Below are 13,897 nucleotides of genomic sequence, written 5' to 3'. Positions count from 1 at the left end.
CAACAAGCAAAAATGATATTGGCTGCTTGCCCGGTGTCGCAATCTGTTGGGGTGACCCCAATCACAAATGCAAAACAGGACGCGATAGGCGTCCTGTTTGAAGGGGAGGGATTTTAGTTTTAAATGAAGCTTTGATCCAGCTCTTGTCGGGCAAACTGCAGATCCTGTTGGTTTTCACCTACAAGCAGCAGGAAAGCGTCGCCTTTGGAAAACCCAAGTCCTTTAAAGTGGTTGTCGGCAAACTGGCTTTCCAGTGCCATACGCTCCTCAGTAGGGACAATAAACAGCGTTACCTTGCCATTTTCGCCCTGCATGACCAGGTGAAGGCTGCGGACACCCTGAAAATCACAATAAGTACTGTAAAAAATCTGACCCGGCTGTGAACTGAATCCCTTGTCATTAAATCCCTTCAGCGATGCCAGCTGAGCATTAATCTGATTAAAGCTGATATCACCATGGGCGCTGAGTGCTTTGGGTTCATGCAGTACGTGGGCAATGGCGTGTTCACTCAATTCAATGGGGGCCATCCGCCAGGTGGCGTAACCCACTCCCAGTATCATGGCAACCGATGCCGCCATGGCCATCATAAAGGAGACGGCTTTCTTCTGCTGTCTGTGGTTTGACAGTTGCTGATTCAACAGCAGTTTATCTGCCAGGCCATCAGGTACATCCAGACTCATCGCTTGTTCGAGTTTGGCGTCCAGCTTATTCAGGTCTTTCAGAAACTGCTGACGCTCAGGTGTTTCTTCGCTGGCCTGGATAAAATCGTCATCCCGGCTTTGTGGGTCAGCATAAGCCCGGCGGCGAAATTCTAATTCATCCATTGGATTGACCTCTGATCTCGGCGCTTTCCAACGCGTCTTTCAATTGATTACGTGCCCGAAACAGTCGGGTCATTACAGTATTACGATTCAGCTCGAGCATCTCGGCAATCTCATCGCCGCTGAAGCCCCCAATGATCTGTAATACCAAAGGCTCGCGATACTCAGGTTCCAACCTGGAGATATGCCGGCGGATAAGATACTGCTCGGCATGCTCCTCTGTACTGGGGCTGTAGGAGTCTGCAAGTGTATCCTGCTCAACATCCGAGTAATCAAACTGCTTACGCTCGAAACGGCGGGCGTTTTCACGGCGCAGTATGGTGATCAGCCAGGCCTTGGCGGCCTTTTCATCCTTCAGTGAATCCAGTGATTTCCAGGCGCGCAGAAAGGTTTCCTGAGTAATATCTTCAGCCACCTGCTTATCTCCGCAAAGCCAAAAGGCATAACGGAAGATATCCTTGTGCAACGCCCGAACCAGGCTGTCGTATCGTCTTTGTTTATTCAGCATGTCAGATTTGACCGACTGCTCAGACTTTTTCTTTCGCCAGTTTGTAAACATTTTTTATCGGCGCGATGGGATGATGATCACAATGCTAGCTGAAAAAAGCGCATAAAAAAACGCCGACCACAGGAGCCGACGTTTCTAAGCTGGTGTGAACCCGAAAGATTCTATCAGGGATTCAGGGGGGCCAGCTGGATTGCTGCACTGCTTTTTTGTGTCAGTTTCACCGCCAGAATTGTGGTCAATATGGCATCGAAATCCAGGTTTTTACCTTCGCGGCTGTAGCGGGCGGTCTGCAGTGAATCTATCACCTGTCTGAGTTCCGGGTAGCGAGCGGCTATATCAGCCAGTGAAGCTTCCTGGCCTGTATTTGAGGCAACATACTGCTGCAGGGCACTGAGTACTTTTTCCGGCGCCTGCTGGCGGCAAGCCTGAGTCAGCGCCTCTTTACCGCTGGAGGAGGCAGGCCGGTCGATATCCCGAGCTTTGGATAATGTCATCCCATTGCTTGTTACTGTGCGACGCCATAACACCAGAGTAATAAGCCAAAGCAGGGCGAATATCCCGGTCAACCAGGGCCAGAAACCAGCATCGGTGACAACTGGTTGCATTGGCTGGGGTAGATTAGTCTCAACAGCGGCCTGGTCGTCTGGCTGGAATGCTGGTAATTGAGGTTGACCCACGGCGGCGCTCACCTCAATGGTTTCAGCAGGTAAGCTGGCCCACTCCTGCTTGCGCAGGTGAGGATTCCACCAGGGCAACCGCACTTCAGGCAAGGTAAAGCTGCCAGCCTTTGACGGCACCATGGCGATGGTCTGGGTCAGTTTGGCAACCAGCTGACCATTACGGACGATATTCTCCCGCTGGGCTTTTTCCGGGTAGGCTTTAAAGCCTTCAGGCACCGGAATCTCCAAATCGGCCAGTGCGGTATCCTCCACATTGGATGCCAGCAAAGTGACGGTGCGCGTGATTGGGGTACCAACCTGATATTGAGTATCTTCGCCATAGACATCGTTCAGGGACACCAGATCTGCCACCAACCATTTACCCTGGTAATGGGTGGGTTTGGGCAGGACATTGACTGTCAGTTCTTTACTGGCAGCCTGTACCATACGACTATCACCAAAGCCGAAGCCAAACAGGCTGTCGCGATTCCCGGCGCTGTTCATCACTACATCCCCCTGAAAAGTCGCTGGACCTATTGCCAGGGTACCGGCTTGTGATGGAGTAATGCCGTAGGTGCGTTCAATGACCCGGTAACGTTTACCATCAACAATCTCCTGCTGGTCCTGATCTTCCCCGAGCTGTTTGAGTTCAGCACCATTAAGTGTGGGGGCGTTCAGCACACCGCGCTGAAGATCTGCACCCAGATAGAGTTTGACCCGATAGAGCGCCAGTTGGCCTACATAGACCTCCTTTGCGGAAAGCGAGGCATCAATAAACACCAACTTTGACTGGGAAGACTGGCTGCCGGAGGCGACAACCTTTAGTTGTATAGGCTGTGATTTAACGCCATCAATAGTAAACGCCGGGATAGTAAAGGTCCCGGTTGCTTTGGGAGCCAACAGTATCTGCCAGTTGGTTTGCTTGCTGGTATCAAAGTTCACTATTTGTGTGCTGCGTCCAACACTGGTTCGGCCTACGACAAAATCTTTACTCAGGGCTGAGGTGTCCAGTGCCTGAGCATCCAGATTGTCATTGGCGGAAACGGTTAATACAAAGTACTCACCATCCATCACAGGATTCTTGTCGACCGATGCGTCGACCTTGGTGACTGCAGCCATGGCCGCCGAAGGTATCAGCAGCATAAAAAGAAACAGAAAAATAGCTCGTTTTACCACTGTTCACTGTCCTTGGGTTGTTCGCCTCTCATACGGCGTTTCTGATATTCAAGTAACATCTTGTTGCGCAGCAGCACGGATGGATCATCCGCGACAGCACGCAGCGCTCGCTGCATATCCTCTGGCAGGGGCTCTTCAGACAATCGGGATGAGGCAACACTGGCTTCAGCGTCTCCACCACCAGGCTCTCCCAATTCAGCCTCCATTTGAGCCGCGGCCTGGGCATCAGTCTTGTCTTTGTTCTCCTCCGCAGTTCCATCGGCCGCCTGAGCTGTATCCGCTTGCATTGCTGCTTCGTTATTTTGCTCCTGCTGACTCTGTTGGTCCTGCTGACTCTGTTGGTCCTGCTGACTTTGTTGGTCCTGCTGACTCTGTTGGTCCTGCTGACTCTGTTGGTCCTGCTGACTCTGTTGGTCCTGCTGACTTTGTTGGTCCTGCTGACTTTGCTGGTCCTGCTGACTTTGCTGGTCCTGCTGACTTTGCTGGTCCTGCTGACTCTGCTGACTCTGCTGACTCTGTTGGTCCTGCTGACTCTGTTGGTCCTGCTGACTCTGTTGGTCCTGCTGACTCTGTTGGTCCTGCTGACTTTGCTGGTCCTGCTGACTCTGTTGGTCCTGCTGGCTTTGCTGGTCCTGCTGACTCTGTTGGTCCTGCTGACTTTGCTGGTCCTGCTGACTTTGTTGGTCCTGCTGACTTTGCTGGTCCTGCTGGCTTTGTTGGTCCTGCTGACTCTGTTGATTTTGCTGCTTCTGTTGCTCCTGCTGCTTTTTCAACTCTTCAGCCAGTTTAAGGTTGGCACCGGCGTCAGCAAAACCGGGATCTTGCTTGAGAGCTGCCTCATAGTCCTTAATCGCTTCATCCAGTTGGCCAAGCTGCATTCTGGCATTGCCCTGATTAAACTTGCCAATTGCAGTTTCATCCCGCTGAAATTCGGTCAGCGCTTTCTCATAGTCCCCTGCTTTATAGTGAGCGCTGCCACGCCAGTTACTGTCTTCAAAAAGCGAGGCTGCATCCTGATAAGCTTTATTATCAAAGGCGGCTTGTCCTTGCTGATCCGGGGTTTGCCAAAGATCCTGCCACCAGTCGGCAGCCATGGATGGCTGAGGTTGAATAAATATAATCAGAGCCAAGCCAGCCAGGATGCCTCTGCGAAAACTATACAATGCGGGCAACAACAGTAATATGGCCAGATAAGGCCCCAGGTCCTGCCAGCTGTCACCTTTAATCTCGGTGGCTTTGGCATCAGCCGTATCCTTGTCCAGCCAATTTGTCAGGGCCTGGACATCACTGCCATCCGGGTTGAATGGCAACATAATGCCACCTGTCCCCGTAGCCAACTGTCCCAGCAGTGAGAAATCAGTCTTGGCAATCACCACTTCACCGGCGTTGTCCCGCTGCAGTTGTCCATTGGGCAAACGTATTGGCGCTCCCTGATTGGTGCCCAGCGCAAGCACACCCAGTCGATATTGACTGTCAGCAAGCAGGCTCTGGGATTCGTCATACTGGCGACCACTGATACCATCGCTCAGTAAAATGATGTCTCCCTGCTGGTGGCCGCTTTGCGCCAGCAGTTGTTTGGCAAGCGTGATAGCAGAGGCCAGATTGGAGCCCTGTACCGGCATAATGTCCGGGGTCAGGGTGGGCAGCAGGTTCAGCAAGGTTTGCTTATCTGTGGTCATTGGGCTGATGGTAAAAGCATCGCCAGCATAGGCAATCAGGGCAGTTTCACCATCTTTCAGGCTGTTTATCAGATCTGTGGCCCGGAATTTCTCCTGAGTCAGCCTGTTGGGTGCAAGGTCAGTGGCATACATGGACCTGGACATATCCAGCACTATTACCCGCCCCTGAGCGCTGCTGAACACAGGCAAAGGCTTCTTGGTCAGTGCCGGGCCTGCCATAGCGATGGCTCCCACAAACCAAAACACTGACAGCAGTACTAACCTGTTACTGGCTTGCTTACCGCCTGGAGTCAGCAGCTGAGTGAGGTGAGGAGCAATATAAGTTTGCCAGGCACTGAGTTTACCTTTGGTTTTCCAAAGTAGCAGCAGTAGCAGGGCCAATGGCAGCAGAGCCAGCAGCCACTCGGGGCGTATAAAATGCAAACTCATGAGGCTTTTCTCCCATTGCCAGACCTGTTAGCTGCAGGCAGATTCAACAGGCCTGCCTGAGACAGTGCCAGACCTATACTCACCAACAATGCCACGCCCAATGGCCAGTAGAAGAGTTCACTGCGGGGGCGGTAGCTTTGCTCATCCCGGCTGACAGGTTGCAATTTATTGATCTCCTCATAAATCTGTTGAAGCTCTTGAGGATTACGGGCACGGAAATACTGACCATTGGTGATTCTGGCGATATCCGTCAGTGTGGATTCATCCAAATCACTGGATGGATTAACTCTGCGGGTTCCAAAAAATCCCCTTTGTTCCATTACATCTGCGCCAACGCCTATGGTGTAAATAGTAACCTTACGTTCAGCAGCTATCTCTGCTGCCTGCAGTGGCTCTATATTGCCCGCATTGTTGCTGCCGTCGGTGAGCAGCACCAACACCCGGTTGCTGTCTTCCATTTGCTCAAAGCGCTTTACGGCCAGACCTATGGCTTCACCGATTGCTGTTTGTTTTCCTACAAGGCCGATTTGAGCCTCACGCATATACTGGGCGACTGAGCGGCGGTCTGCGGTCAGGGGAGTTTGTAAGTAGGCGTGGTCGGCAAACAGGATCAGCCCAAGGCGGTCACCTTTACGTTGGTCAATAAAGTCACTGACCACCTGCTGAACCACAGAAAAGCGGTCGACAGTTCGGCCAGCCAATGCCATATCTTCAATTTGCATGCTGCCGGACAGATCGACAGCGACCATTAAATCTCTTCCCTTGGTGGGAATATCGATAGGTTCTCCCAGCCACTGAGGACGGGCGCAGGCAACCACAAGGAAAGCCCACATCAGCAGGTAAAACCAACGAATAGTGCTGCGGTCGACCTTCACTCTTTGGGACTGAGTACGCGCGATACCTGGCATCGTTAACTCACCACCACTGATCTGCTCCTCCTGTTTGCTGCGAATAAGCAGGGGCAGGGGAAGCAGCAATAGCAGCCAGGGCCATTCCAAACTCAACATGGCTGAGCCTCCACATTGGTGCCAGCCAGCAGTTTGGCATCAGGCAGTGACTTAAGCACCTTAATGGCAATGGCTTCAAGTTCACTGGCGTCAGCCATATTCAGGCCGCCAGGGCTGAATCTGGCTGCAAGCAAGTGTTGTAATGCCTGCTGTTCACTTTCTTCAATGCAAGTGCCCAGCAAGGCAATCCACTTTTTACCATCCAATGAGGCGACCTGATTACGTGGCAGGTAGGTCAGTGCAGTCCTTTTAAGCAGGGTATTTATTTGCCGCGGATAATCAGCAGAGCCCTTATCCAGCAACGCAACAAGCTCAACAGCCTGTCGACTGGCGGTCAGGCGTTTTTGACGTTTGATATAAAACCAGGCAAAGGCTACAACCAGAACAATGGTCAGTGCAGCCAGTAAAAAATAGCCGGGAGCAGGTGGCCAGCTGCCAATCTGTTCCGGCAGGTTGATGTCTTTCAGTTGCGCCAGAGCAGGGTTGGTAGGCGCAGTAGGAGTTGCAGTCATGAACGCAATAGCTCCAGTTGTTGTGTCAGACTTAGCCCGGCGTCAATCAGGCGGGTGTGTACCCTTAATTTATCCATCATATTGATAAAGGTTTGTTGCTGATGCCGCTGGGTTTGCAGCCATTCTTCATACTGGCTGCGGTTGAGCACCCGTTCAGTATCGCCATCCCTTACCGGCAGACTGAAATCTCTTGGCAAAGAAAGAGAGCCCTGACGCAGTGGGTCGGTAATTAAATAAGCACCAATATCACAGTGGCGCTTTAAGTCTGTCAGTGGGCCCAGACAATCCGGGTTAAAGTCGGCACCATCTGTAATCAGCCAGACCAGAGAGCCGGGTTTGGCGATTCTGGCAAGGCGCTGACAGGCACGGCTGAGATGATGCTCATCCCGTTTACCTGATTTAAACTCTGCCAGTTGCTGACCATGGATCTCACAAATGCCAGAGATCAACTGCAGTATGCCGGTTTGGCGGCTTTTGGGCTTAAGCTCCAGATGATGGGCTTCGCTGGCGATGAGTGCGCCTATACGGTCACCATGTTGTATGGCGTTCCACCCCAGAGTTGCTGCGAGATGGGCAGCCTGAACAGACTGCAACAGCAGGGTTGAGCCGAAATACAGGCTGTAACTCATATCCAGCAGCAGAATAATAGGACGCTCGCGCTCCTCAACAAACAGCTTGGTATGGGCTTTGCCGGTGCGGGCGGTTACCCGCCAGTCAATGGTGCGTACGTCATCCCCATTCTGGTAATGACGTACTTCAGCAAACTCCATCCCACGGCCTTTAATATTGCTGGCCCTGTGGCCAGCCAGTGAGGCTTTGGCGCGACTTCGCTTTTCAGGTATGGCTCTGGCCTGTCCCTGACAGGCAAGCAGTTCAGCTTCAGTCAGATGCCAACCGTCGGCGAACAATGGCAATTCAGACAGTGTTTTCATTAAGGAACAGCAACCAGACTCAGAATATGATTGATAACCTGATCTCTGCTCACACCCTGAGCCTGAGCGTGGTAGCTCAGCAGCAGACGATGACGCAGAACATTGGGAGCGACAGCCTGGATATCTTCCGGGGTGACAAAATCTCTGTCATTCAACCAGGCGCGGGCGCGGGCACAGCGTTCCAGAGATTGAGTGGCGCGGGGGCTGACACCATAGTCCAGAAAGCTCGCCAGCTCATCGCTGTATTTTTCCGGCTGACGGGTGGCCATCACAATATCCACTATGTACTGTTCAAGCGTATCGGCCAGGTAGATTTTCAGGGCTTCGGTGCGTGCGGTAAAAATTTCATCCTGGGATATCGCCTCAATGCTTGGCAATTCAGCGTGAAGCGCCTCATTGCGCGATAGTCTGAGGATTTCCAGCTCGGTCTCGGCACTGGGGTAATCCAGGTTCAGGTGCATTAAAAAGCGGTCCAGCTGGGCTTCTGGCAGCGGATAGGTACCCTCGTTTTCCAGTGGGTTCTGGGTTGCCATCACCAAAAACAGCTCTGGTAGCTTATAGCTGTTCTTACCAACAGTAACCTGACCTTCGGCCATAGCCTCCAGCAGAGCTGATTGCACTTTGGCCGGTGCCCGGTTGATTTCGTCCGCCAGGATCAGGTTATGGAATATAGGGCCTGACTCAAATTCAAAAGTCGCTGTTTGGGCACGGTAAATATCAGTACCGGTCAAATCTGCCGGCAAAAGATCCGGGGTGAACTGAATGCGATGGAAATCACCTTCAATGGCATCACATAGGGCCTTAACAGCGCGGGTCTTGGCCAGTCCCGGGGGACCTTCTACCAACAGGTGGCCATCGGCGATCAGCGCGATCAGCAAATTTTCGGTCAGTGCAGGTTGGCCAAGGATTAATTGATCAAGATAAGCACGGAGAGATTGAAATCGACTTAACGGCATGGTTGCACTCAATTTGTTCAGCGTGGGTGATAAGAAAGCGGAAAAGGTTCTTAAAGAACCGGTTTGCACCTTCCATAGACTGCCAGTTCCGGGATAAGTTTCAAGTGAGTCACTGGCTTATGGACAGAATTTAATACCTCAGCCATAAAGTGTTTGTCCAGTCGTGGAGGGCAAACCGCCGTTTATTAGTGTTGCTGCATTTCTATAATTGAGCTTTATCTACTTGGCAGACTGAAATTTTATCACTCTGATGTCAGTGGTTTCATCAAAATGCAAACAAGTGTTTAAAACTTTGGGGTAAGAAGTTAGAATCGGATCACACTTCTATTGGTCAGACCTGTTTGGTGTATCCAGGAGTTACAGATTTTTATAACAAACTCAGGGGGTAGGGTCTGTTGACCTTTGAAGATGGTTTTGCAGCTTTTTGTCGTTGTTTTATACAAAGCAACGCGATTGAGGTGTAGTTGTTCTACATAAGTGAGCGTTAATGCAGTAGAAAGCGACGACAAACGCTGCCCGAAGGGCTCGGCTATACGCGCTTTACTCTTTGTTGCAAGGTATTTGCTTAGACCACTAGGCGGCACACCTTGCGTCGCGATTAAAGCGCGTCTATCTCGAGCAAAATTCAACTATGAAAGGTCAATAGACCCTAATAGGGCTGCCTTATAACATCAGGGGCCGGTGCATCAGAGAACCCGGCAAGGAATGAGGGTGACAAATGAGTGACAGACAAGAGTTGGTCAATCGCCGCGGTGAACGTATTGCGATTGTAGCAGGGCTGCGAACGCCGTTTGCCAAACAGGCGACAGCATTTCATGGTGTGTCCGCACTGGAAATGGGCGCCATGGTGGTTAACGAGATGATATCCCGTGCTGAGCTGGATCCGAAGCTGATTGAGCAGCTGGTCTATGGTCAGGTCGTTCAGATGCCGGCGGCGCCAAATATTGCCCGTGAAATTGTACTCACCACGGGTATGGATATTGCCACAGATGCTTACAGCGTTACCCGTGCCTGCGCGACCAGTTTCCAATCAACTGTAAATGTTGCCGAGTCAATTATGGCCGGTACCATTGATGTGGGGGTTGCCGGGGGCGCGGATTCATCTTCAGTCTTGCCTATTGGCGTCTCCAAAAAGCTGGCCAGAGCGCTGGTTGATTTGACCAAAGCCAAGACTCTGGGCCAGAGACTGGCGATTTTCCGCCGTCTTGGATTGAAAGATCTGTTACCCGTCCCGCCTGCAGTGGCTGAATATACCACTGGCCTGTCTATGGGGCAGACAGCGGAGCAGATGGCGAAAACCCATGGTATTACCCGTGCTGAGCAGGATGCATTGGCTCACAGGTCCCACTCTTTGGCTGCCCAAACCTGGGAGTCTGGCGTGCTGGCCAATGAGGTAATGGTTTCTCATGTACCGCCTTATAAGTCTTTTATCAGTGAAGACAACAACATTCGTAAAGACTCAAAGCTTGAGTCCTACGCCAAGTTAAGACCAGTATTTGACCGCAAACATGGCACAGTGACTGCCGCCAACGCCACGCCGCTGACTGATGGTGCGTCCGCGGTGATTTTGATGAGTGAAGGCAAGGCCAAAGCGCTGGGTTATGAGCCGATTGGTTATATCAAGAGTTACGCTTTCTCTGCCATCGATGTATGGGAAGACATGTTGATGGGCCCCTCCTACGCTACGCCATTGGCGCTGGCCCGTGCAGGTATGGAGTTGGAAGACCTGACCCTGATCGAGATGCATGAAGCCTTTGCAGCCCAGGCGCTGGCAAATATGAAGATGTTTGGCTCCAGGAAGTTCGCCGAAGAGAAGCTGGGCCGTAACCGGGCCATTGGCGAGATAGATATGGATAAGTTTAACGTGCTAGGGGGCTCTATTGCCTACGGACACCCCTTTGCTGCAACCGGTACCAGGCTGATTACCCAGATGTGTAATGAGCTGAAGCGTCGCGGTGGTGGCGTGGGACTGACAACCGCATGTGCCGCCGGTGGTTTGGGCGCAGCGATGATTGTAGAAGTGGAGTAGGGGGATAGCATGGAAAAGACATTTAATCTGACACGTCGTGAAGATGGTATCGCCCTGCTGGTGATGGATGTTCCTGGTGAGACCATGAATACCCTGAAAGCGGAATTTGCTGACGAAGTGACTCAGGTGCTCGAAGAGGTTAAAGCCGATTCCTCTATTCGTGGCCTGGTGCTTATCTCTGGTAAGGCTGACTCCTTCGTTGCCGGTGCCGATATTGGCATGCTGGATGCCTGTAAAACCGCTGAAGATGCCAGAGAACTTTCTGCTCAGGGGCACAAGGTATTCGCTCAGTTGGAAGGCCTCAATATCCCTGTTGTTGCTGCCATTCATGGTGCTTGCCTCGGCGGTGGTCTTGAGCTCGCCATGGCTTGTCATCAGCGCGTTTGCAGTGATGATAAAAAGACTATGCTGGGATTACCTGAGGTCCAGTTGGGCTTGCTGCCAGGTGGCGGCGGAACCCAAAGGTTGCCTCGTTTGGTCGGCGTCACCAAAGCGCTGGATATGATGCTGACCGGCAAACAGATACGTCCAACGCAGGCACTTAAAATGGGGCTGGTAGATGACATGGTGCCCTTCTCCATATTGGAGCAAACAGCCATTGAGATGGCGCTGAAGGGCAATCGTCCGAGACGCAAACCCAAGCTGCCTGTGATGAGCCGTATACTTGAAGGTAACGGTGCTGGCCGTAATATCATTTTCGACCAGGCTGCAAAACAGGTGCTCAAGAAGACTCAGGGGAATTATCCGGCTCCAGACAAGATCATTGATTGTGTGCGTCAGGGCCTGGATAAAGGGATGGACAAAGGTCTGCAGGTTGAAGCGGCGCACTTTGCCGATCTGGTTATGACCCCTGAGTCTGCAGCCATGCGAGCGGTTTTCTTTGCCATCACCGAAATGAAAAAGGAAACCGGTGCCGGAGATACTGAACCCAAGCCAGTGAAAAAGGCGGTTGTGCTGGGTGGTGGACTGATGGGCGGCGGTATCGCTTCGGTGACGACGACTAAGGCCAAGATCCCTGCCCGTGTGAAGGATATTAACGAAAACGGTTTGTCCAACGCTCTGTCATACGCCTATAAGCTACTGGATAAAAGAGTCAAACGCCGCCATATGCGTGCGACTGAACGTGATCAGTTGATGGCATTGATGACGACCACGACTGAATACAAAGGCGTTAAGGATGCCGACATAGTGGTGGAGGCTGTATTTGAAGATCTGAACCTTAAGCATCAGATGGTGAAGGACATTGAAAGAGAGTGTGGTGAGCATACTATTTTCGCATCCAATACCTCATCTTTGCCTATTACTCAGATTGCTGAAGCGGCGCAGCGCCCTGAGAATGTCATTGGTCTGCATTACTTCTCTCCGGTAGATAAAATGCCGCTGGTGGAAGTGATAGCTCATGCCAAAACTTCTCCTGAAACCATTGCCACAACAGTGGCTTTCGCCAAGAAGCAGGGAAAGACTCCGATTGTGGTACAGGATTGCGCCGGCTTCTATGTGAACCGTATCCTGGCTTTGTATATGAATGAAGCGGCTCAGGTGTTACTTGAAGGTCAGTCAGTCGAAAATCTGGACAAGGCATTGGTGAAGTTTGGCTTCCCTGTGGGACCTATGACCTTGCTGGATGAAGTGGGTATTGATGTTGGAGCCAAGATTTCGCCAATTCTGGAAAAAGAGCTCGGCAGTCGTTTTGTTGCGCCTTCCGCTTTTGACAAATTAATGGCCGATGATCGTAAAGGCCGTAAGAACGGCAAAGGCTTTTATCTATACGGTGACAAAGCGCCCAAGAAAGGTAAGAAGGTTGATGAAACTGTTTACTCTGTGCTGGGGATTAATGCCGGGGCAGCTCAGGAGCACAACCAAATATCCCGTCGCTGTGTTGTACAAATGCTGAACGAGGCGGCGCGTTGCCTGGAAGAGGGCATCATTGCTTCACCGAGAGATGGAGATATTGGCGCGCTGTTTGGTATTGGCTTCCCTCCATTCCTGGGTGGCCCATTCCGCTATATGGATACCTTGGGTAGCCGCCGTTTGGTTGAGATACTCGAAGGGTATCAGCATCAATTCGGCGATAGATTTGCGCCCTGTGACATGTTGAAGAAAATGGCTGAGCAGGATGAGAAGTTCTTTCCAGAAGTTTAATTCATCCAAGATTGGCTAAAGCTGAAAAAGCGGCAAGTGATTGCCGCTTTTTCTTTGTCGGTCTGAACATTGACTGCCTTCCCGTTCACTATGGGGCAGAGGGAGTATGAGTCCCTCAAGCCAGCCACCCAACCTTTACCCCCACCATCCTTTTGCAGGGATCACTTCGAGAGTATTCAAACCTTCAGGCAGTTGTACCTTCTTACGCTCGCACTTGGCAACATGCTTTGCCAGCTGCTTGTCCTGCTTAAGGGCTCTAATTACTAATTTAAACATACCGCACCTCTTGGGAATTGTTTGGTTGATAAGGAGAAGCAAGTTGATTAAGCAACCTGCTGATCAACAAACTTGATACGTGGGCCAATACCGGCAGTCTGCTCAACAAACTTGATACGTGGGCCAATACCGGCAGTCTGCTCAACAAACTTGATACGTGGGCCAATACCGGCAGTCTGCTCAACAAACTTGATGCGTGGGCCAATACCGGCAGTCTGCTCAACAAACTTGATACGTGGGCCAATACCGGCAGTCTGCTCAACAAACTTGATGCGTGGACCGATACCGGCAGTCTGCTCAACAAACTTGATGCGTGGACCGATACCGGCAGTCTGCTCAACAAACTTGATGCGTGGACCGATACCGGCAGTCTGCTCAACAAACTTGATGCGTGGACCAATGCCTGCGGTCTGCTCAACGAATTTGATACGTGGACCAATGCCTGCTGTCTGGTCAACAAACTTGATGCGTGGACCAATACCGGCAGTCTGCTCAACGAATTTGATACGTGGACCAATGCCTGCTGTCTGGTCAACAAACTTGATTCGTGGACCAATACCGGCAGTCTGCTCAACAAACTTGATGCGTGGACCGATACCGGCAGTCTGCTCAACAAACTTAATGCGAGGACCAATACCAGCACTCTGGTCAGAGGAATCGGAAGTAAAAGCAAACGCTCCGGTTACACCAACAATTGCAGCTACAGCGAAAGTTACAGAGGCCTTGGTAAATTTCTTCATTTTTAATCTCTCTTAGTTTCAATTGGTTAAC

General features: G+C 51.5%; 12 protein-coding genes. 2 read left to right on the top strand and 10 right to left on the bottom strand.

The annotated features are described in order from the left end of the window. Nucleotides 1-119: 119 nt before the first annotated feature. The 8 genes from ACFOE0_RS08835 to ACFOE0_RS08800 all read right to left on the bottom strand — a co-directional run bounded on the left by ACFOE0_RS08835 (nt 120) and on the right by ACFOE0_RS08800 (nt 8,679). Nucleotides 120-824: a DUF3379 family protein gene (locus ACFOE0_RS08835; RefSeq protein WP_248937807.1), complete on the bottom strand. Its 705-nt coding sequence runs from the start codon at nt 822-824 to the stop codon at nt 120-122. Then, nucleotides 817-1,380: a sigma-70 family RNA polymerase sigma factor gene (locus ACFOE0_RS08830; RefSeq protein ID WP_248937806.1), complete on the bottom strand. Its 564-nt coding sequence runs from the start codon at nt 1,378-1,380 to the stop codon at nt 817-819. Before ACFOE0_RS08830 ends, ACFOE0_RS08835 begins: the two co-directional genes overlap by 8 nt. A 113-nt stretch (nt 1,381-1,493) precedes the next feature. After that, nucleotides 1,494-3,131 carry a BatD family protein gene (locus ACFOE0_RS08825; RefSeq protein ID WP_248937805.1) on the bottom strand — a complete coding sequence of 546 codons (1,638 nt, stop codon included), beginning with the start codon at nt 3,129-3,131 and terminating at the stop codon, nt 1,494-1,496. Between the two features lie 26 nt (nt 3,132-3,157). Further along, the gene (locus tag ACFOE0_RS08820; protein ID WP_248937804.1) at nt 3,158-5,272 is read right to left on the bottom strand and encodes a vWA domain-containing protein; all 2,115 of its coding nucleotides are present in this window, start codon (nt 5,270-5,272) and stop codon (nt 3,158-3,160) included. Then, a complete protein-coding gene (locus ACFOE0_RS08815) occupies nt 5,269-6,279 on the bottom strand; it encodes a vWA domain-containing protein (protein ID WP_248937802.1) in 1,011 nt (336 codons plus the stop codon). Before ACFOE0_RS08815 ends, ACFOE0_RS08820 begins: the two co-directional genes overlap by 4 nt. Beyond that, nucleotides 6,273-6,791, bottom strand: a complete 519-nt coding sequence (locus ACFOE0_RS08810; RefSeq protein ID WP_248937801.1) for a DUF4381 domain-containing protein — start codon at nt 6,789-6,791, stop codon at nt 6,273-6,275. Before ACFOE0_RS08810 ends, ACFOE0_RS08815 begins: the two co-directional genes overlap by 7 nt. After that, nucleotides 6,788-7,723 carry a DUF58 domain-containing protein gene (locus ACFOE0_RS08805; protein WP_248937800.1) on the bottom strand — a complete coding sequence of 312 codons (936 nt, stop codon included), beginning with the start codon at nt 7,721-7,723 and terminating at the stop codon, nt 6,788-6,790. Before ACFOE0_RS08805 ends, ACFOE0_RS08810 begins: the two co-directional genes overlap by 4 nt. After that, nucleotides 7,723-8,679: an AAA family ATPase gene (locus ACFOE0_RS08800; RefSeq protein ID WP_115134796.1), complete on the bottom strand. Its 957-nt coding sequence runs from the start codon at nt 8,677-8,679 to the stop codon at nt 7,723-7,725. The genes ACFOE0_RS08805 and ACFOE0_RS08800 overlap by 1 nt, the downstream gene beginning before the upstream one ends. A 718-nt stretch (nt 8,680-9,397) precedes the next feature. Here ACFOE0_RS08800 and fadI point away from each other — a divergent pair. Together fadI and fadJ are read left to right on the top strand one after the other, a co-directional pair. Then, on the top strand, nt 9,398-10,708 hold the full coding sequence (gene fadI, locus ACFOE0_RS08795) for an acetyl-CoA C-acyltransferase FadI (RefSeq protein ID WP_248937799.1): 1,311 nt from the start codon (nt 9,398-9,400) through the stop codon (nt 10,706-10,708). A 9-nt stretch (nt 10,709-10,717) separates the two neighbouring features. Next, the gene (fadJ, locus tag ACFOE0_RS08790) at nt 10,718-12,850 is read left to right on the top strand and encodes a fatty acid oxidation complex subunit alpha FadJ (RefSeq protein ID WP_248937797.1); all 2,133 of its coding nucleotides are present in this window, start codon (nt 10,718-10,720) and stop codon (nt 12,848-12,850) included. A 135-nt stretch (nt 12,851-12,985) separates the two neighbouring features. On the opposite strand, the gene ACFOE0_RS08785 is transcribed toward fadJ, so the two are convergent. Both ACFOE0_RS08785 and ACFOE0_RS08780 read right to left on the bottom strand, forming a co-directional pair. Further along, the gene (locus ACFOE0_RS08785) at nt 12,986-13,126 is read right to left on the bottom strand and encodes a hypothetical protein (protein ID WP_248937795.1); all 141 of its coding nucleotides are present in this window, start codon (nt 13,124-13,126) and stop codon (nt 12,986-12,988) included. Between the two features lie 47 nt (nt 13,127-13,173). Continuing rightward, a complete protein-coding gene (locus ACFOE0_RS08780) occupies nt 13,174-13,866 on the bottom strand; it encodes a hypothetical protein (RefSeq protein WP_380711812.1) in 693 nt (230 codons plus the stop codon). Between the last annotated feature and the right edge of the window lie 31 nt (nt 13,867-13,897).

This window comes from Shewanella submarina (assembly GCF_042646185.1).
Classification (GTDB): Bacteria; Pseudomonadota; Gammaproteobacteria; order Enterobacterales; family Shewanellaceae; genus Shewanella; species Shewanella corallii.
The sequence above is the reverse complement of the archived record's forward strand: the minus strand, read 5'-3'. Positions and strand labels throughout refer to the sequence as shown.